The sequence below is a fragment of the Spirosoma arcticum genome, from assembly GCF_054779955.1.
Genome location: NZ_BAAGXG010000001.1, coordinates 733946 through 753234, shown reverse-complemented (window position 1 = coordinate 753234; position 19289 = coordinate 733946). Strand labels below are relative to the sequence as shown.

At 53.8% G+C, this 19289-nt stretch carries 17 protein-coding genes; 12 read left to right on the top strand and 5 right to left on the bottom strand.

Annotation, left to right across the window (positions count from 1 at the left end; translation table 11 throughout):
- Positions 1-35 precede the first annotated feature (35 nt).
- Together folE and ACYVHB_RS03350 are read right to left on the bottom strand one after the other, a co-directional pair.
- The gene (gene folE / locus ACYVHB_RS03355; RefSeq protein ID WP_461049590.1) at positions 36-782 is read right to left on the bottom strand and encodes a GTP cyclohydrolase I FolE; all 747 of its coding nucleotides are present in this window, start codon (positions 780-782) and stop codon (positions 36-38) included.
- A complete protein-coding gene (locus tag ACYVHB_RS03350; protein WP_461050026.1) occupies positions 745-1206 on the bottom strand; it encodes a 6-pyruvoyl trahydropterin synthase family protein in 462 nt (153 codons plus the stop codon). The genes folE and ACYVHB_RS03350 overlap by 38 nt, the downstream gene beginning before the upstream one ends.
- Before the next feature lie 284 nt (positions 1207-1490).
- On the opposite strand from ACYVHB_RS03350, the gene ACYVHB_RS03345 reads away from it, so the two are divergent.
- The 5 genes from ACYVHB_RS03345 to ACYVHB_RS03325 all read left to right on the top strand — a co-directional run bounded on the left by ACYVHB_RS03345 (position 1491) and on the right by ACYVHB_RS03325 (position 6974).
- The gene (locus tag ACYVHB_RS03345) at positions 1491-2612 is read left to right on the top strand and encodes an MBL fold metallo-hydrolase (protein ID WP_461049588.1); all 1122 of its coding nucleotides are present in this window, start codon (positions 1491-1493) and stop codon (positions 2610-2612) included.
- A 39-nt stretch (positions 2613-2651) separates the two neighbouring features.
- The gene (locus ACYVHB_RS03340; protein WP_461049586.1) at positions 2652-3095 is read left to right on the top strand and encodes an OsmC family protein; all 444 of its coding nucleotides are present in this window, start codon (positions 2652-2654) and stop codon (positions 3093-3095) included.
- Between the two features lie 186 nt (positions 3096-3281).
- Positions 3282-4643 carry a Gfo/Idh/MocA family protein gene (locus ACYVHB_RS03335; protein WP_461049584.1) on the top strand — a complete coding sequence of 454 codons (1362 nt, stop codon included), beginning with the start codon at positions 3282-3284 and terminating at the stop codon, positions 4641-4643.
- Positions 4644-4777: 134 nt separating this feature from the next.
- Positions 4778-5995 (top strand): sugar MFS transporter, encoded by a 1218-nt coding sequence (locus ACYVHB_RS03330; RefSeq protein WP_461049582.1) that lies wholly within the window; start codon positions 4778-4780, stop codon positions 5993-5995.
- A gap of 109 nt (positions 5996-6104) precedes the next feature.
- Positions 6105-6974, top strand: a complete 870-nt coding sequence (locus ACYVHB_RS03325) for an SDR family oxidoreductase (RefSeq protein WP_461049580.1) — start codon at positions 6105-6107, stop codon at positions 6972-6974.
- A 79-nt stretch (positions 6975-7053) separates the two neighbouring features.
- Here the strand turns inward: ACYVHB_RS03325 and ACYVHB_RS03320 are convergent, their stop codons facing one another.
- Both ACYVHB_RS03320 and rbfA read right to left on the bottom strand, forming a co-directional pair.
- Entirely contained in the window at positions 7054-8268 is a 1215-nt protein-coding gene (locus ACYVHB_RS03320; RefSeq protein WP_461049578.1) for an ABC transporter permease, read from the bottom strand.
- Between the two features lie 84 nt (positions 8269-8352).
- Positions 8353-8733 carry a 30S ribosome-binding factor RbfA gene (rbfA, locus tag ACYVHB_RS03315; RefSeq protein WP_461049577.1) on the bottom strand — a complete coding sequence of 127 codons (381 nt, stop codon included), beginning with the start codon at positions 8731-8733 and terminating at the stop codon, positions 8353-8355.
- Positions 8734-8964: 231 nt separating this feature from the next.
- Here rbfA and ACYVHB_RS03310 point away from each other — a divergent pair, with 231 nt between their 5' ends.
- Both ACYVHB_RS03310 and ACYVHB_RS03305 read left to right on the top strand, forming a co-directional pair.
- Positions 8965-10374 carry a hypothetical protein gene (locus tag ACYVHB_RS03310; RefSeq protein ID WP_461049575.1) on the top strand — a complete coding sequence of 470 codons (1410 nt, stop codon included), beginning with the start codon at positions 8965-8967 and terminating at the stop codon, positions 10372-10374.
- Between the two features lie 93 nt (positions 10375-10467).
- Entirely contained in the window at positions 10468-11259 is a 792-nt protein-coding gene (locus tag ACYVHB_RS03305; protein ID WP_461049573.1) for a queuosine precursor transporter, read from the top strand.
- Here ACYVHB_RS03305 and ACYVHB_RS03300 read toward each other — a convergent pair.
- Entirely contained in the window at positions 11252-12022 is a 771-nt protein-coding gene (locus ACYVHB_RS03300) for a TrmH family RNA methyltransferase (protein WP_461049571.1), read from the bottom strand. The two genes, ACYVHB_RS03305 and ACYVHB_RS03300, sit on opposite strands and share 8 nt — an antisense overlap.
- A gap of 25 nt (positions 12023-12047) precedes the next feature.
- On the opposite strand from ACYVHB_RS03300, the gene tamL reads away from it, so the two are divergent.
- The 5 genes from tamL (at position 12048) to ACYVHB_RS03275 (ending at position 19255) form a co-directional block, all read left to right on the top strand.
- The gene (gene tamL, locus ACYVHB_RS03295) at positions 12048-14672 is read left to right on the top strand and encodes a translocation and assembly module lipoprotein TamL (RefSeq protein ID WP_461049569.1); all 2625 of its coding nucleotides are present in this window, start codon (positions 12048-12050) and stop codon (positions 14670-14672) included.
- A gap of 184 nt (positions 14673-14856) precedes the next feature.
- On the top strand, positions 14857-16314 hold the full coding sequence (gene miaB, locus ACYVHB_RS03290; protein WP_461049568.1) for a tRNA (N6-isopentenyl adenosine(37)-C2)-methylthiotransferase MiaB: 1458 nt from the start codon (positions 14857-14859) through the stop codon (positions 16312-16314).
- 65 nt (positions 16315-16379) lie between these two features.
- Entirely contained in the window at positions 16380-17747 is a 1368-nt protein-coding gene (locus ACYVHB_RS03285) for a sigma-54 interaction domain-containing protein (RefSeq protein WP_461049566.1), read from the top strand.
- Positions 17748-17808: 61 nt separating this feature from the next.
- Positions 17809-18303 carry an LPS assembly lipoprotein LptE gene (lptE, locus tag ACYVHB_RS03280; RefSeq protein ID WP_461049564.1) on the top strand — a complete coding sequence of 165 codons (495 nt, stop codon included), beginning with the start codon at positions 17809-17811 and terminating at the stop codon, positions 18301-18303.
- Between the two features lie 121 nt (positions 18304-18424).
- Positions 18425-19255 (top strand): hypothetical protein, encoded by an 831-nt coding sequence (locus tag ACYVHB_RS03275; protein ID WP_461049562.1) that lies wholly within the window; start codon positions 18425-18427, stop codon positions 19253-19255.
- Positions 19256-19289: the final 34 nt, after the last annotated feature.

Sequence of the window (19289 nt, the reverse complement as noted above, 5' to 3'; positions counted from 1 at the left end):
GCGGGACCGTCACAAACTCACAAACCACAAACTCCTTATATGGTTACGTCCGACGAGGAAATGTAGCGCAGTAGTTCCTGCCGGGTGGCATCGTTTTCAAACTTGCCGCCGTAGGACGAGGTAACGGTGGCGCTGTTGATGTCGTGAACACCCCGCATCGAAACGCACAAGTGCTTGGCGTCGATGATGACGGCCACGTCTTCGGTTTCGAGCACTTTTTTCAACTCCTCAGCGATCTGCACCGTCAGGCGTTCCTGCACTTGCGGCCGCTTGGCGAAATAGTCGACAATCCGGTTCAGTTTCGACAAGCCAATGACTTTACCGCTGGAGATGTAGGCCACGTGCGCCTTGCCAATGATGGGGACAAAGTGATGCTCGCAGTAGGTCTGAACGGTGATGTCTTTCTCCACCAGCATTTCGTTGTACCGAAACTTGTTGTCGAACAACGTAGCCGACGGTTTGCTGTCGGGATTCAGACCTCGAAAAATTTCTTTTACGTACATCTTGGCCACGCGCCGGGGCGATCCTTTCAGGCTGTCATCGGTCAGGTCGAGACCTAAAACGTTCATAATTTCCCGAAAATGCTCTTCGATCAGGTCAATCTTGAGGTCGTCGTCCAGGTCGAACGCGTCGGGGCGCATGGGCGTGTCGATGGACGAGGTGTGGTGGTCATCGCCCATTTCGTCGATTAGCAAGTGGTCCACGTTCGTGCCGTTATGATCTTTGCCGTTAGGCGGGGCGTCGTTAGACGGGATATTCGACGAAGTTCCGTTCAGTTTCATACAGTTTTACTTTGAGATCTAAGGCGGGGCTTAGCTGATTGCGTAGAATATTGTGAATAACGATGGCAATGTTTTCGGCCGAAGGGTTCAGATCCGCAAACTCATCGGTGTCGAGGTTCAGATTTTTGTGGTCGAAGCGGTTCGTGACGTGTTCCTTGATGATGTCGCCAAGGTACTTCATGTCAATAACGTAACCCGTTTCGGGATCAACTGGACCGGTTATCTGAACAATCAGGTCGTAGTTATGGCCGTGGTAATTCGGGTTGTTACACTTACCGTAGACGCGGGTGTTTTTTTCGTCGGACCAGTTCGGATTGTTTAATCGATGTGCCGCATTGAAATGTTCTTTACGAAATACGGCCACGCGTGGTGCGTCGGGCGGGGAAAGATCCACTCCGGGAGCATCCACTCTGGGAGTATTCATCATACAGTGGGGAATCGAAAAAGGGTTCGATCAACCTGTCGTTACAAAGTTTGTGTACAACACAGGCAGACGGAAGAGCGTGGAGCTTAAGCGCTCATTCGTGTGCGATTGTGGATTGAATAACCTCAATCCAGCTCAGTTTGTTCAACTTTATCCACATAATTGTTAAACAGACTTTACGGTATTAACTGATAGAACGTCCAGCCCTTTGGGTTGGTTCCGCGCCGAAGGAACCGGATATACCGACCCGTAGTTTGCCAGGTATGAAGTTTTTAAAACGACTGATGATCACCACCGTACTTATCCTGTTGACGCTCGCTTTTCTGACTTATTTATTTTTGCAGCAGGGTGTTTTTGGAGCTAATCCAGCGACTACCCGCCTGGCCCAAATTACTCAGTCGAAAAACTATCGGGACGGATCGTTCCAGAACCTGTCGCCGACGGAAGTAACCCGCCCCGGTGTATCACCGGTCAAGATGATGCGCGACTACGTGAACAAATCGCCCGCCAACGTCCCGTCCGCTCCCCTTCCGTCCGTACGAACTGATTTGCTCGCCCTGCCCGATGACAAACTTACAGTTGTGTGGTTTGGCCACTCATCCCACCTCATTAAGTCGAAAGGCGTCACGGTGCTGGTGGACCCGGTATTCAGTGGCAACGCATCACCCGTAACGTTTTTTGGCAAGTCGTTCCCGGGTTCAGATGTCTATAGCGCAGCCGACATGCCAGCGATCGACCTGCTCATTCTCTCGCACGACCACTACGACCATCTTGACTACAAGACGATTACGCAGCTCATTCCCAAGGTAAAGAAGTTCTACACGGCCCTCGGTGTCGGTGCCCACCTCGAACGCTGGGGCGTCCCGCCCGACCGAATTGTGGAGTTCGACTGGTGGGAAAGCCAGCCTGTTAGCGACAGTATCCGCCTGACGGCCACGCCCGCACGGCACTTTTCGGGCCGCAGTTTCGCGCGGGGCAAAACGCTCTGGGCCTCCTTCGTGCTCAACATTCACGGTTATACGCTGTACCTCGGTGGTGACTCGGGTTACGACACGCATTTTGCCGAGATCGGAGCCAAATACGGCCCTTTCGATCTGGCGATTCTCGAATGCGGGCAATACGGCGATGACTGGCCGCTAATTCACATGTTTCCCGAACAAGTCGTTACGGCTGCACAGGACCTGCGGGCCAAAGCCCTTTTGCCTGTGCACTGGGGTAAATTTGCGCTGGCCTACCACGCCTGGAACGAACCCATTCAACGGCTTGTAGAAAGCGCAGCAACGGAAGAACTGCTGGTAACGACGCCAAAAATTGGTGAGCCGGTCGTGATTGGAACAGCTTACCCACGGGCGGTGTGGTGGGGTTCTGAAACAAAAACCGGCCAAAAGGTCTTATCGGAAAAGTAATCAGTAACCCGTTTAAGTAACGTTAACAACCCAACAATCATGGCAGGAATCAAGCGTACGTCCGAAGCTGTCTGGAACGGCACGGGCATGGAAGGCAGTGGCACTCTCTCCTCAACGAGCGGTGTGCTGAGTCAGACTCCGTATTCATTCAAGGCCCGTTTTCAGAACGAAGACGGTAAAGCAGGCACTAATCCCGAAGAACTGATTGCAGCCGCCCACGCCGGTTGCTTCGCGATGCAACTGAGCTTTATGCTCACCGGCGCGGGCTTCGCGCCTACGTCGCTCAACGCGAAATCATCCGTCGAGATGGAGCAGGCGGGCGCTGGTTTTAAAATTTCGGGCATCAAATTAGTGGTCGAAGGCAATGTTCCGGGCATTTCGGCCGAGCAGTTTGACCAACTCGCCAACGAAGCTAAAACGGTCTGCCCCGTGTCGCAGGCGCTATCGGCGCTGCCCATCACGCTCGAAGCGAAACTGGCATAAGCGGACCAGCTTAAGTTGGTGTGTGCATGTGTTTGGGTGTTTTGGTGCGTTAGTTACCCTGTCAGTCAAACACGTAGGAACAAAAAACGTACAAGCGAATAGTTGATTTTAAACAACGGACCGGAGGCATCTGCTTCCGGTCCGTTGTTTTTTGCGCTATATTGTCGTCCAAATTCCAGCACTGCTATGAGTCATCCTACCCGACGTCGATTTATCCGTACGGCCGCCCTCACCGGCGCGGCAACGTCTGTTTTTCCCAAGTTTCTGACGAATGCTCAGCCTGCCGACCCGAACGTTCGCTTAGGGTTCATCGGCGTGGGTGAGCGGGGGCGCAGCCACGTTCGGCAGGCGCTCTACCGCGACGATGTCGTGATTCCCGCCATTTGCGACGTGTCGGCCGACAGCATTGCCAAAACCAACGCGCTGATTCAGAAAGCGGGCCACAAACTGCCCGAAGCATACGCCAACGGCGACGAAGCATTTTTGCAGATGCTGAAGCGCGACGATCTCGACGGCGTGGTTATTTCTACGCCCTGGGAGTGGCACGTGCCCATGGCCGTAGCCACCATGAAAGCGGGTAAATACGCGGCCGTGGAAGTTTCGGCGACGGTCAAGCTGCAGGAATCCTGGGACTTGGTTAATACCTCGGAAAAAACCAAAATGCCGTGCATGATTCTGGAAAACGTGTGCTACCGGCGCGACGTGCTGGCGGTGCTGAATATGGTGCGGCAGGGTCTGTTCGGCGAGATGACCTACGCCCACTGCGGCTACCAGCACGACCTGCGCGAAGTGAAGTTCAACAGCGGCAGCCAAACCTACGGAGGGGGTGTCGAATTCGGCGCGAAAGGCCAATCCGAAGCCCGGTGGCGGACGCAGCACTCCGTCGACCGCAACGGTGATCTGTATCCGACGCACGGCCTCGGCCCGGTGGCGCACTGGCTCAACATCAACCGGGGCAATCAGTTCGTGCGGCTCACCAGCATGGCCACTAAAAGCCGGGGCCTGCACAAATACGTCGTGGACAAAGGCGGGGCCGACCACCCGAATGCGAAGGTCAACTTCAAACTTGGCGACGTAGTGACGACTATGATCGAGTGTGCGAACGGGGAGAACATAATGATTATCCACGATACCAACTCGCCCCGCCCCTACTCGCTGGGATTCCGGGCGCAGGGCACGGAAGGAATCTGGATGGATGACAATGATATGATTTACTTGGAAGGCAAGTCCGCCAAACCACACACGTGGGAGCCGTTTGCCGCGTATCAGGACAAGTACGACCACCCGCTCTGGAAACGGCACGTTCAAACGGCCGAAAATGCCGGTCACGGCGGCATCGACTTTTTCGTGCTGCGGGGCTTTATCGAAGCGGTCAAAGCCAAAGGCCCCGTGCCCATCGACGTGTATGACGCGGCCGCGTGGAGCGCCATCAGTCCCCTGTCTGAGCAGAGCATTGCGGGCAACAGCAAGGCTATTGACATTCCCGATTTCACTCGGGGCAAGTGGAAGACGAACAAGCCTATTTTCGGACTGAACGACGTTTATTAATGGATAATGTACCGCGCGGGCGGCCCTGAATGAAAAATGCATACAGTGCCCGCTTTTCAGCTATTTGCGTTATCCCTAACTACCCTCGTGAGTCCATTATTCATTGTACATCAGCCATTATTCATTAACCAAACATGGTCTCCGCCCCTCCCAAAACCCGCTCCTATACTGGCCCGCTGCTCATTATCGGTGCGCTTTTCTTTGTTTTTGGCTTCGTTACGTGGGTCAACAGCGTGCTGATCGCTTTTTTCAAGCAGGCCTTCAACCTGAGTACCGTCGGGTCCAACTTAGTCGCTTTTGCGTTCTTCATCTCGTACACGATGATGGCCATCCCGTCGTCGGCGCTGCTGAAGCGGACGGGCTTTAAAAATGGGATGTCAATGGGTTTGCTCGTGATGGCAGTCGGCACGATTATTTTTGTACCCGCGGCCAGGGCACTTTCTTACCCGCTCTTCCTGGTGGGTCTGTTCCTGATCGGCATTGGCCTGACGGTGTTGCAAACAGCCTCGAATCCCTACGCCACCATCCTCGGCCCCCGAGAGAGTGCCGCCCAGCGCATTAGTTTCCTGGGAGTAGCCAACAAATTGGCGGGCATCATTAGTCAGTTCATTTTTGGCGGCCTGCTGCTGACGGGTGCCAATGCGGTTTCGGGCACCGCCACGCTGGAAAAAGTGGTAACGCCCTATCTGATTCTGACCGGTGTGCTGGTGGTGCTGGCGGTCCTGATCCGGTTCTCGAACTTGCCCGAAGTGTCCGAAGAGCAGGACGACGTACCCGCCGGGGCAACCCTGCGCACCAGCGTCTGGCAGTTCCCAAACCTTGTGCTGGGGGTTGTGGCGCTGTTCTGCTACGTTGGGGCGGAAGTCATTGCGGGCGACACAATCATCAACTACGGCAGGGCTATTGGCTTCACCAACGACGAATCCAAATACTTCACAACCTACACACTCTACGGTCTGCTGGCAGGGTACATACTCGGTATCATCGCCATTCCCCGATTTATCTCGCAGCAGATGGCCCTGCGGGTCGGGTCAATTCTGGCGCTGGTGCTAACGGTAGGCGCTATCCTAACCGACGGCTTTGCGTCCATCCTGTGCGTGGCATTGCTGGGTTTTGCCATTTCGCCCATGTGGCCTGCCGTGTGGCCACTGGCGCTGAACCGGCTCGGCAAATTCACCAAAATAGGCTCGGCGCTGCTCATTATGGGTATTTCGGGCGGTGCCCTGCTCCCGCTGCTACACGGCTACCTGACCGATACCGTTAGCCCCAAAATAGCATACGCCCTGTTGCTCCCCCTGTTCGCGTTTATCCTTTATTACGCGGTGTCGGGCCACAAAAAGACGGACTGGTAATGGTGTAAAGCAACAATGAACCACTTTATAGCTTTCGCTCATATTACCAAACAAATTCCTTCCATTTCGCTATTTACTACGTGGTATCAACGTTAATCATAACGAACGAATGGAAGGACAAGAATTTCGGCCAACAGCCGACCAACTCAAAACGGACGTACAGGAGTTTCCGGCGATTCAAGCCAAAATGACGCCCGAACCCGACAGCGATCTGTCAAATTACAAGGCGGCTGGTAAGCTAACCGACAAAGTAGCCATCGTCACCGGTGGCGATTCGGGCATTGGCCGGGCGGTAGCCGTCGCCTTTGCCAAAGAAGGCGCTAACGTCGCCATTGTATATTTGGCGGAGGAAGAAGAGGACGCGCAGGAAACCAAACGGCTGGCGGAGCAGTTTGGCACCCGTTGCCTGACGATTCCGTCGGATGTACGGCAACCGGAAAAGTGCCGCGAAGCCGTTGAACAGACGGTTGCCGAGTTCGGGAAATTGAATATCCTAGTCAACAACGCGGCTTATCAGCACATTCAGCAGAAGATTGAGGACATCACCGAGGAGCAGTTGCGCCGGACGTTCGAGACCAACATTTACGGATACTTTTTCATGGTTCAGGCCGCCCTGCCGCACCTGCACGAAGGCGACTCCATCATCAACACGGGCAGTATTGTGGGCAAGATGGGGGCACCCATCCTGGTCGACTACGCGTCCACCAAAGGGGCCAATCACGCCTTTACCCTGTCGCTGGCGGCTCAGCTTGGCGAACGCAAAATCCGGGTGAATGCCGTGCTGCCGGGGCCCATTTACACGCCGTTCCTGCCGGGAGCCGGTATGGAACCCGAAGGCGTTGAGCAGGCAGCCGCTAAAACGATTCTGCAACGCCCCGGTCAGCCCGAAGAACTGGCTCCGGCCTACGTGCTGCTGGCCTCCACGGATGGCAGCTACATTACGGGTAGTTTGCTGGACGTAAACGGGGGGAATGCCTGATCGTTCCGAGTTCAGTCTACGGCACGGAACGCTGGTACGAAAATGCCGTTCCGTGCCGTAGACTGAACCATTTGGTTTGCTATACTTGCCCGCTTTTAGCCGCTCGCTGCGCCGGAAGCCACGATGTCAGGATGGTAATCAGAATGACCAGAACGCCCGTCAGTACAATATCCCGGCTGGACAAACGAACTGGGTAAGCGTCGATGATGGAGCTGACCGTGCCCATTCGGATAAAGCCATACCGCTCCTGCGCCACGCAAATTACGATGCCCAGTACCAAACCCGCAACGGCCCCCGTCAGAGCGATAATGGCGCCTTCGGTCAGGAAAATCCGGCGCACCAGGCCCGTTGTGGCACCCATCGCAAACAGGATCTTGATGTCTTCCTTCTTTTCGATCACCAGCATCGACAGCGAGAAGAAAATATTGATGGACGCAATCAGGATAATGAACCCCAGCGTCAGCGCCACGAAGAGTTTCTCAACCCGAATGGCCCGGTACAGGTCGGTGTTCAGGTCGTCGCGGCTTTGCACCAGCAGTTGATCGCCCGCTGCGGTTTGCAAGGCCCTTTTGGCCGCGTCTTCGTCGGTGCCGGGCCGGAGCTGTAGCTCTAAACTCGTTACCTCGTTGGCTTCGTAACCAAACAGTTCCCGCGCCGTGGCCAGCGGTGCCAGCACAAAATTGTCGTAGCGCGACTCAATGAAAAAGACACCCGCTACCGTCAGCGACTCACTGCTGAACGCATCGGGATTGAGCACACTAAACGACTTCCCGCTTTGGGGGTAGAGAACTTGCAGCGGGGTCAGAATGTCGATCAGCGAGATGGTCAGGTCACTGCGGATGCCATCGGCCACCATCGCGTAGTTGACGCCATCCCGGCGCAACAGCAGCTTGCCTTCGAGCAGGGCGGAGTCGAGTTGCTGGCGCTGTAGGTAGTTATCATCCACGCCTTTGAGCCGCACCACTGTTTGCCGGTCGTCGTATTTGGCCAGCGCATTGTCCTGCGCGATGGCCGTCAGCAACGACACGCCGGGCGTCTGGCGCAGGCGCGACAGCAACTCAGGCGAGGCCATAAACCGTTTTCCCTGCTTCGGGGAAATAGTCATGTCGGACTCGAACGTCTTGAAAATCTGCCGGTTCAACTCTTCCATCCCGTTGAACACCGACAGCACAACAACCAGCGCCATCGTGCCCACGCCCACGCCGAGCATGGACAGGATCGACAGCCAACTGATGAAACTGCGCTTCTTCTTCGAAAAAAAATACCGACGGGCAATCCAGGTGGGGAGGTTCATGTCTTAATGAGTGAATGACTGAATGATTGAATTAGCGAATGGTCGACAGCTACTTTGTTGGCTATTCGCTCATTCACCCATTCACTAATTATCCTCTTCGTCCTCGGCCGGGGCGGGCGGAATGTCCAGACCGTGGAAAAGCTTATCCATCTTGTCGGCATATTCGACCGTATCGTCCAAATAGAAGCTCACATCCGGCACAATCCGGAGTTGGTGCCGGACGCGGTCACCGAGGTGCTGGCGGATCACTTTGCTTTTTTCCTGGATGCTTTCCAGCAACATATCCTTGTTCTTGGTCGCCAGAAAACTCAGGTATACGCGGGCTACGCTCAAATCGGGCGAAATGCGTACGCTGGTGACGGTGATGAACGCACCACCAAACAAGTGCGGCACCTCGCGCTGAAAAATTTCACTCAGGTCTTTCTGTAGCTGCCGGGCTACTTTCTGCTGTCGTTTCGATTCCATAATAGCTGTCTGTGGCTGAGTGTCACCGGTAAAGTCCCCGCCGGTTAACGCGTTGTTAGGGGTAACCGGCTCCCGGCGGTCACGGCCCTATGTGCAAATATCCGTACCTTTTTCCGTTCTGCCGAAATTGACCGTAATTTTGGCAAACAGTGAACAGTTAGCAACCAACAGCCAGCAGTGGTCTCGGTTAAATAAACTGCTGGCTGTTGGTTGCTAACTGTTCACTGAGTTTTGCTTAGTTTTTTTCGCTCTTACTTTCCGTATCAGTACATCAGTCTGCTGGCCCTGTTGCTGCTCATCCGGCTACCGCTGCTCCTGCACCCAATGCCGCTGCTGATTCCTGAACTAAACTGGCTGCTGGTTGGGGAGCAGATGAGCCGGGGAAATTTGCTGTACCGCGATGTCTGGGACAGCGTCAGCCCACTGTCGGGTCTGATCTACTGGGGACTGAATCTTGTGTTTGGCCGGTCGTTGCTGGCCCTGCACGGGGCGGCTACCCTTGTATCAATTTTTCAGATTGTCTATTTCAATTACCTGACCAACAACCGCGACGTGTACTCGGACCGCACGTTCTGGCCGGGTTTAATTTATATGCTGTTCCTGCACCTTTCGTTCGACTGCCTGACGCTGTCGCCGGTGCTGATGTCAACGAGTTTTTTGCTGCTGGCGTTCGGAACGCTCATCAAACAGATGGAACGCCGGGGTGCCACCGACGAAGTATTTGAAGTAGGCTTTTACATCGGCATCGCGGCTTTGTTCTACCTGCCGTCGGCGCTGTTCATCCTGTGGGCGGCCCTGTCGCTGCTGCTCTACACGGGCGCTACATTCCGGCAGCATTCGCTGTCATTGTTCGGGTTTCTGTTTCCCGTTGCCGTTACGGTCCTGTTTTATTACCTCAACGACAGCCTCGACGATTTCAACCGAAACCTGCTGGCGTCGGTATTTCGGGTGCGGCAATATTCGCTATCCGACTTTCAGTCGCTGATTGCGGCCCTGCTGATTCCGCTGGGGCTGGGCGTTTTAGGATTTTTGAGTTTGTTCAACACCACGAGCCGATACGTCAATTTCCAACAGCGCATCCAGCAGATTATGATGCTTTGGTTCGGAACGGCCGTGCTGACCATTGCGCTGATGCCGTTTCTGGCCCCGATGGCGTTTCTCAGCTTTGTGCCGCCGATGGCTTATTTCAGCGTCTATTACTTCGAGAATACCAAAAAAGAGTGGCTGGCCGAAGCCGGCTTTTCGGTGGCGTTTGGACTGATGTTGCTGCTATTTTACCAGGGTGCGGTCGGGCTGATTCCCCGGGCGGAGCTGGGACGCCTGAGCAGCCTACAGGTAAAGACATCACCCCTGCCCACCGACATCCGAAACCGGCACATCCTGATTATCGGTGAGGATTTGAGTGCCTACCGACACAATTACCCCGCCACACCCTACCTGAACTGGGATCTGGCTAAGTATGATCTCGATAACTTAGACAATTACGAGGCCGTTATCAACGTGTTCGACCATTTCCGACAGGACCCACCCGACTACATCGTTGACCACGAAAACGTTGTTGAGAAGCTGTTTCAGCGTGCCCCCGCCTTAGCCGTCCGCTACGAAAAAACCGCTGTGGCGGGGGTGTATAAACGGAAATGAGCGTTTGAGTTTTTAGGTGTGTGGGTGTTTAAGTACCTTCCCCGGTTCAAACACATGCACACCTAAAAACTCAATAACCAAGCACTTTTTATCATGCCCGCCCACGCCTTTACCAACAAACGCACCAGCCTCTACGTCTTCCTGAGTGCTGTATTCCTGACCAACGCGCTGATTGCCGAGATTATCGGGGTGAAAATCTTTTCGGTCGAAACGCTGCTCGGCACCCAACCCGCCCAGATTCACCTCTTCAGCGACTTTGTGTTGGATTTTAACCTGACGGCGGGGGCGGTGATCTGGCCGTTCGTGTTTATCACCTCCGACATCATCAACGAGTATTACGGCAAGGCGGGTGTCCGGCGCATTTCGTTTCTGACGGCCGGATTTGTGGCGTATAGTTTTCTGATTATCTACGCCGTTACCACGTTGCCTCCCGCGCAGTTCTGGCTCGATGTCAACGCCAAAGACGCGGCCGGTAACGCCATCAACATCAACAATGCGTTCGGCATGATTTTCCGGCAGGGACTCGGCATTATCATCGGCTCACTAACGGCGTTTCTGATTGGGCAGATTCTGGATGCGTCGGTGTTTCAGTACCTGCGCAAAATCACCGGTAGTCGCAAGATCTGGCTGCGGGCTACGGGGTCGACGCTCATTTCGCAGTTAGTCGATTCGTTCGTGGTGCTGGGCATCGCCTTCTACGTTTTCGGTAACTGGTCGCTGGCGCAGGTATTGGCCGTTGGTATTATCAATTACCTGTACAAAGCGACGACAGCCGTACTGCTAACTCCGGTGCTGTATGCAGCCCACTATTTCATTGACCGGTATCTGGGCAAAGAACACGCCGAAGAACTGGCTAATGAGTCAGCCATGAGTTCATTTATGTGAAGGGAAATGCCCTCCGCCAGTTGTCCAGCAGCACAGCCGTAGCAATACCCACATTCAACGACTCGGCATTTCCATAGCGCGGTATCGTGACCCGTTGCGTAACATATTGTTCCACCACCGGGCTGATGCCGTTCGACTCGTTACCCATCACTAAATAGCCCGACGGCTCAAACGACAGCGTGTGTACGTCGGCCCCATCTAAAAACGCACCGTATACCGGAACCCGACTTGCCAACTGACTGACCGACCGACTCAAAAACTCACCTACGTCACCATACCACCACTGCACCCGCGTGAACGAGCCTTTGCTGGCCGAAATGACTTTCGGGTTATACACGTCGGCTGTGGTTTCGGAGCAAAGAATTGTGCGGATACCGTACCAGTCGGCGATGCGGAGGATGGTGCCGAGGTTGCCCGGATCGCGGATATCGTCCAGGATCAGGGCTATTTCGCCCGGACCGGCCACTAAAGGGCAGTTTTCTTTCGTTCTGACCACAGCGAGGGCCGCGTTATTGCTGTCGAGCGTACCGATGCGTTCGAGGTCGGCCACTGACGCGATTTCGACCGGTGTTCGTTGGGGATCTGTCAGCCGACTGTTTTCTTTGTAGAACGCGTCGGTCGCCACGACCAACTCCGTCTGGAAGTCGGATTGGAGCACCTCCTGAACGCTCTTGGCTCCTTCGACTAAAAACGCGCCGTGCTGCTGCCGGTATTTTTTCTGGTGCAGCGACTGAATGTATTTGACCTGATTTTTGGAAAGCATGAAGATACTATATGATATACGATGTATGATGTATGATAATCTTACCGGTTATATACTATACATCATCCATCATACATGGGTCAAATGTGTCGCCATTGCGCTATTACTTTCCTCATCCGGTTGTCTAACCTCGCAACGCCTGCAACCCGTTGATCCGATCCTAACGGCGCAGGTTATTCGGGGAAACCGGACCATTACGACCGCAGAACTTGAAAGCCTGATTCCGCAAAAACCCAACAGCCGATTTTTGGGCCTGCCCATCACACCTAAGCTCTGGTGGTATCAGGTGGGAGCACGCCGGTTTGACCGGGATGCGGCCGTTCGTGAATTGGCGGCTAAAACTAATGAATTCGAGCAGCAAAGTCAGCAACTCGCCAATCAGCCCAAAGCCCTCAAACAACTGAACCGACGCTTCGCCCGCCGGGCCAAACGGCTGCGCCTGGAGATAGAGGAGGGCAATGGGACGATGCGTAACCTGGGCGAACCCCCGGCTTATTTTTCCGAACAGGACGCCCGCACCAACGCAGCTAAAATGCAGCGTTACCTGTCGGATAAGGGTTTTTTTAACGCACAAACGGCCTACACGCTCGATACACTGAGAAATAACCAGATTCGGGTTAGCTACATCATCACCGAAAATGCGGGGTTTTACCTGCGAACCATCGCCTACGAAATCAACGATCCGCGCATCGACTCGCTCGTGCGGCAGTCACTGTCCCAGTCGACGCTGACTGCCGGTGACCGGTATGATTCCCAAAAAATAGCCGCCGAAAAAGTGCGGATCGAAACTGCTTTGCGCGACAAGGGTTATTATGCGTTCTCGCGGCAGTACATACCCAACCCGGATGTGGACACAAGCCGCCGAAGCAGCGAGCGTCAGTTAACAACCGACTCCCTCCGCCGACCGGTCGATTTATACCTGGCCATCAGAAACCCACCCGGCCGGGCCGCGCACCCACTTTATCGAATCGGTGACGTAGAAGTGCGCGTTACCGCCGATGAACCGCAGCCAACAGCAGTAGCAACCGGGGTGGACACCGTGCGTCGCAATGGCGTGATGTACCTGCTGGGTGGCCGTAGTATATCCTCGCGGCTGCTGGACGGCAAGATCACCCTGCGACCGGGTGCGCTGTACAGCCAAACGAATTACCGCGACACGCAACGCCAGTTATTCCTGCTCAATCAATTCAAGTTCGTTAACCTAAACTTTATCGATACGACCAACCGGCAACTCCGAACACTCATTACGGCTACGCCCTTAGACAAATACGAAGCTACGGCGGAAGGGGGTCTTACAGGTTTGCTCTACGAAGGCAAACCTTTCCCCGGCGGTTTTGGCAGTCTCATTTTTCGAATGAGAAACATGTTTGGGGGTCTGGAAACGTTTGAGATTTCAGGGCGCTACGGCTTGGAAGCCCAAACTGGTTTTGCCAACAGTGCCAATACGAACAAGTACGTTTACACATCTCAGGAACTGGGTATCATCAGTTCGATTACTTTTCCCCAAATTCTCTTTCCGGGACGTTTTCGTTTCAACTTCAACCGCTACAATCCCCGTACCCAAATTAGTGTAAGCTTTAATAATACATTCCGACCCGATTTCCGCCGATCATTACTGCGGGCAACAATGGCCTACAATTGGCAAACTACTCCTGCGAAACAATTTAGTTTCCTCATTGCTGATGTTAACCTGATTAACGCCAATTTCGACACGGAACTTGGCGCTCTTTTCAAACGGCAATTAGATTCGCTGACTAATTTAGGCAACACAATTGGACTTAGTTTCAGGCGGTCGTTTGCTTCAGGTGTTAGTTTCGCTTATACATACAATACCAACCTGATCGGACAAAATCGCCGGGCCAATTTTTTCCGAACAGTAGTTGAGTCGGGCGGAACAACGCTGAATTTGTTCTCAGAGTCGCAATTGCGCCAATTCTTTCGTTCAGCCGATCCAACCGGGCTACAGTATTACAAATACCTTCGATTCAACATCGACTATCGGCATTACGTCCCAATTCGGACATATGCTACGCTTGCTTTTCGAGTCAATACTGGGTTAGTATACAGCTACGGACAGAACCGAACGGCTCCTTATGAAAAGCTTTTCTTTGCGGGTGGCAGCAACAGCATTCGGGCTTGGCTACCACGTCGGTTAGGCCCCGGCGCCGATTATCCCCAACCGTCATCAACAAATCCCAGTGGGCCAGCATTTAATACCGACCCGACCCGGGCGGAACAATTCCTGTATACGTTTGAGAAGCCCGGCGACTTTCTGCTGGAAGGTTCAATTGAATTGCGTGGCCGACTGTTTCACCTGCTGACTGACGTGAATGGAGCCATTTTTGTTGATGCAGGCAACGTATGGCGACTACCTTACAGCGCAAGTAGTACAAAAAGTACGTTCCGGTTCGATTCGTTTGTGTCTCAAATCGCCGTTGGAACGGGCGTTGGGCTACGGCTCGATTTCTCGTTCATCCTGATTCGGCTTGACGGTGGTATTAAAGTTTGGGACCCCGCCCATCGGTATGTACGTGAACAGGACGGCCAGATAGTTGATGACCGATTCATTCTACCCCAGTTTTCACTGCGTCGACTATCGCGCGGACCTAATCCAATGGTTGTCAACTTTGGCATTGGTTACCCATTCTGACAAAAATACGCTGGAATTAGCAACGCGGTTTAAGAGAATTTAACGACCGCATTCCTGCCAAAATGACAGCATTCTTGCCCTTTCTTCGTAAATTTGCATCTTATAAAAAGCGGAATGATGAACAGGTTATGACGGAGACATTCGTTATAACCTGTTCATCACCCGTTGTTTACCGTCATTATTTATGGAACGCTTCGCCGAATTAACGATACTCCAACCCGCTGATAAGGAACAGATTGAATTGCCGCGCACTTCGGAAGATGAGGTAGCCGTGGGCAAGAAGCGACTTTATATTGAAAGTTACGGTTGCCAGATGAACTTCGCCGACAGCGAGATCGTCGCGGCTGTGATGCGCAATGCAGGCTTTGCTACCACGGCCACTGCCGAAGATGCCGACCTTATTTTTCTTAACACCTGCGCCATTCGCGACAATGCCGAGCAGAAAGTCCGTCACCGGCTTAAGCACCTTGCCGGTCTCAAACGCCTGAAACCCGGTCTGCTGGTTGGGATGCTTGGTTGCATGGCCGAACGCCTGAAAACGCAATTGCTGGAGGAGGAGAAAGTGGTTGACATTGTGGCGGGTCCTGACGCCTATCGCGACATTCCAAAATTGGTGGAAGAAGCCGAATCCGGGCAGAAAGCGGTGAACGTGTTTCTGTCGCGGGAGGAAACCTACGCCGACATTTCGCCCATCCGCCTGCATTCCAACGGCGTTACGGCGCTGGTGTCCATCATGCGGGGCTGCGACAACATGTGCAGTTTCTGCGTCGTGCCGTTCACGCGCGGCCGGGAGCGCAGCCGCGACCCGCACAGCATCATCCGCGAAGCGCAGGACCTCTTCGACCGGGGCTACCGAGAAGTCACGCTGCTCGGGCAAAATGTGGATAGTTATAACTGGCGGTCCGACGGGTCGGAAGCGATCACCTTCGCCCATCTCCTCGAACAGGTTGCTCAAATCCATCCCAACCTTAGGGTGCGGTTCTCAACCTCGCACCCTAAGGACATTACGGACGACGTGCTTCACACAATGGCCCGGTACGACAACATCTGCAAGTATATTCACCTGCCTGCTCAAAGCGGCAATAGTCGGGTGCTGAAATTGATGAACCGGACGTATGACCGGCCGTGGTACATCGAGAAAATCAACAGCATCCGCCGAATCTTAGGCGATAACTGCGGTATATCGACCGACCTGATTTCGGGGTTCTGCTCCGAAACCGAGGACGAACACCAGGATTCGCTGTCGCTGATGGATTTCGTGCGTTACGATTACGCCTACATGTTTGCCTACTCGGAACGCCCCGGTACGCTGGCAGCTAAAAAATATGCCGACGACATTCCGGAAGCCACCAAAAAACGGCGGCTGGCCGAAATCATCGACCGGCAATTAGCCTACTCCGCTGAGCGTAATCAACGCCACGTCGGGCAGGTGCAACGGGTGTTAATCGAAGGTCCCTCCAAACGCTCCGCCGACTTCCTCAGCGGCCGAAATGACCAGAACAAAATGGTCGTGTTTCCGAAAGGGAACCTGCAAAAAGGGCAGTACGTCAACGTGTTAGTCACTAACTGCTCATCGGCCACGCTACGGGGAGAGGTAGTCAGTGAACCAATAACAGTCCCAGCGGGGAACTGCAACAGATAACAGTGAGTAACCTACAGTGAATAGTTGACCTGTTCGTTGTTGGCTGCTCACTGCTCACTGAAATTATGAACAACCAGGAAATACTCAGCGTTAAGCAGCGCTTCGGCATAATCGGGAACGCGCCCGCCCTCAACTACGCCATCAACGTAGCCATGCAAGTGGCCGCTACCGACCTCACCGTACTCATCACGGGTGAAAGCGGCAGTGGTAAGGAATCATTTTCCAAGATTATTCACAGCCTGAGCGCCCGCAAACACGGACAGTTTATTGCCATTAACTGCGGGGCCATTCCCGAAGGCACCATCGACTCCGAACTGTTCGGCCATGAGAAAGGCTCGTTTACGGGGGCCGTCGATTCCCGCAAGGGCTATTTCGAGACGACCAACGGCGGTACGATATTCTTAGACGAGATCGGCGAAATGCCGCTCGGCACCCAGGCCCGGTTACTGCGGGTACTGGAAAACGGCGAGTTTATCCGCGTTGGCTCCTCCAAAACGCAGAAAACCGATGTGCGCGTTGTGGCCGCTACCAACGTCAACCTGATGGACGCCGTTGATAAGGGCAAATTTCGGGAAGACCTGTATTACCGGCTCAACACGGTACCGATTTTTGTGCCGCCCCTGCGCGAACGCGGCACCGACATTGAACTGCTGTTTCGCAAGTTCACGACCGATTTCGCCGAACGATACCGCATTAAGCCGCTCCAACTCACCGAGGGCGCTAAAGAACTGCTGATTAGTTTTCCATTTCCGGGCAACATCCGGCAGTTGAAGAACATCGCCGAGCAAATATCCATTCTCGAATCGGAGCAGAATAAGCCTCTCGAAGCCGATACGCTGGCCAAATACCTGCCGCAATCGCAGCAGCCCAATCGGTCGCTGGCGCTTTTTCCGCAGGCACACGGCCCCGGTGCCGAGAATTTCTCGGAACGTGAACTGCTCTATAAAGTGCTGTTCGACATGCGCCGGGACATGAACGACCTCAAAAAACTCGTTCGCGATGTGCTGGGCAATGAGCAGGACGGTCGGCAGATTCTCAATAATCACAAAGACCTGTTCGACTCCATGCCACCCGACGGGGAGGTTCGTCAGCCGGGCGATGGCAGCGTAACGCGTTTTCTGCCGCCTGCTAACGGCGTTCCCCACCCGGAAGCCCGAACAGCCGTATCACCGGCTACTGAAACGTACGGTAGTCACCCACCGGTTCAAATTTATGACGATGTAGATGGCGACGTGAACGAGGTGACCGTGGAAGATGTGACCCACGAAACCGAAGACGACGATTCATTGTCACTCGAACGGCAGGAGAAAGAAATGATTCTGAAGGCGCTCCGGCGCAACAACAATAAACGCAAATATGCCGCTCAGGCACTCGGCATCTCCGAGCGGACGTTATACCGAAAGATCAAACAGTATGAAATTGATGAAGAATAGATTTCGGTTAACAGCTAACAATGAGCAGCCAACAGTAAGCTGGTTGTCAACTCGAAACTGGATGAGTTTACTCATAGCTGTTGGCTGCTCACTGCTCACTGTTAGCTGTGGAGTGTACTCCTTCACCGGCACAACCCTGTCGCCGGATATTAAAACCGTAACGGTCAATAACTTTACACTGGCAACGGCCGGTGGCCCGGCTAACCTGCCGCTGACGTTCAACGAGAAGCTAAAGGAATATTACCAGCGTTATACGAGCCTGAAGGTCGTTCCAAACAACGGCGACATGGTGATCGAGGGCAACATTACCGGCTACGACCTGTTGGCCGTTGCGCCCACGGCGTCCGATCAGGCGGGGGTTAACCGGCTGCAAATCACGGTGCTGGCCCGCTTTTACAATAATAAAGACGAGACCAAGAACTTTGAACAGTCGTTTTCGTTCTACCAGGATTTTCCGCAGAATCAAACACTCAGCCAGAACGAAAGCCGGTTAGTCCCGAAAATCCTGGATCAGATTGTGCTGGATTTATTTAACAAAACAGCCGCCGACTGGTGATTTCAGTGAGCAGTTATCAGCCAACAGCGAACAGTAATCCGGCTTATTTTTTACTTTTGGGTTTGCAAACCAACTGCTGCGGTTCCCCGCCGGGACTGTTGGCTGATAACTGTTCACTGATATGCAGGCTCTCGACAAAGAAACGTTTTCCTACTGGGTCACCCATCCTGACGACCTAAGTGCTACTGACTTCGTGCAGTTGCAGGAAAGTCTGCAAACGTATCCGTACTGCCAGGCCCTGCATACATTGACGGCTAAAGCGGCTTCGGTACACCTCAAAAGCCAGACGGTGCCGTTTGTGCGGCAGGCAGCGGCTCACGCCCTGAGCCGTAACGCCCTGCGCAAGCTGATCGACAACGAATTTCAATGGTCAGAAAACCTGCTGATCAAACTCAACGAACTTTCGGCTAAGCACGTGCCTATTCCCGACGATTACCAACAGGAGAGCTACGCGCTCTTTAAGTTGAAAGCAGGGGTTGGCAGCAGTTTTCCGAGGCTATCGCTGCTGGGTCTGCCCGGTCAGGCACCGGTTAGGTTAAAATCGGCCGAAACCGTTCCGACGCCCGAAGACCCTACCCTGTCCGAAACCAACCTGCGAAACGATCTGGCGCAAATTGCCGAAACTATGCCACCAGTGCTGTCCCCAGCCGACTTGGAACGACAGCGCCAACTGGACCTGATCGACAGCTTCATCAAAAAGGAGCCACGCATTCCGCCGGTGCAGGCCAAACCCGGCGAACCGCTTCAACAGGAGGACCTCACAAAGCGCAACAAACCGACTGGGGGTGGTTTCGCGACGGAAAGCTTCGCCAAGATCCTGGCTAAACAGGGTAAGGTTGACAAGGCCCGTGAGATTTATGAGAAATTGATGGCAAAAAATCCCGATAAAAAGGCGTACTTTGCGGCAAAAATCAGTGAATTAACAGGCGGTCAGCGTTCAACACCTGAATGATTCAGGTTTCTCTCCCTCCTAAAAACGCATTAAT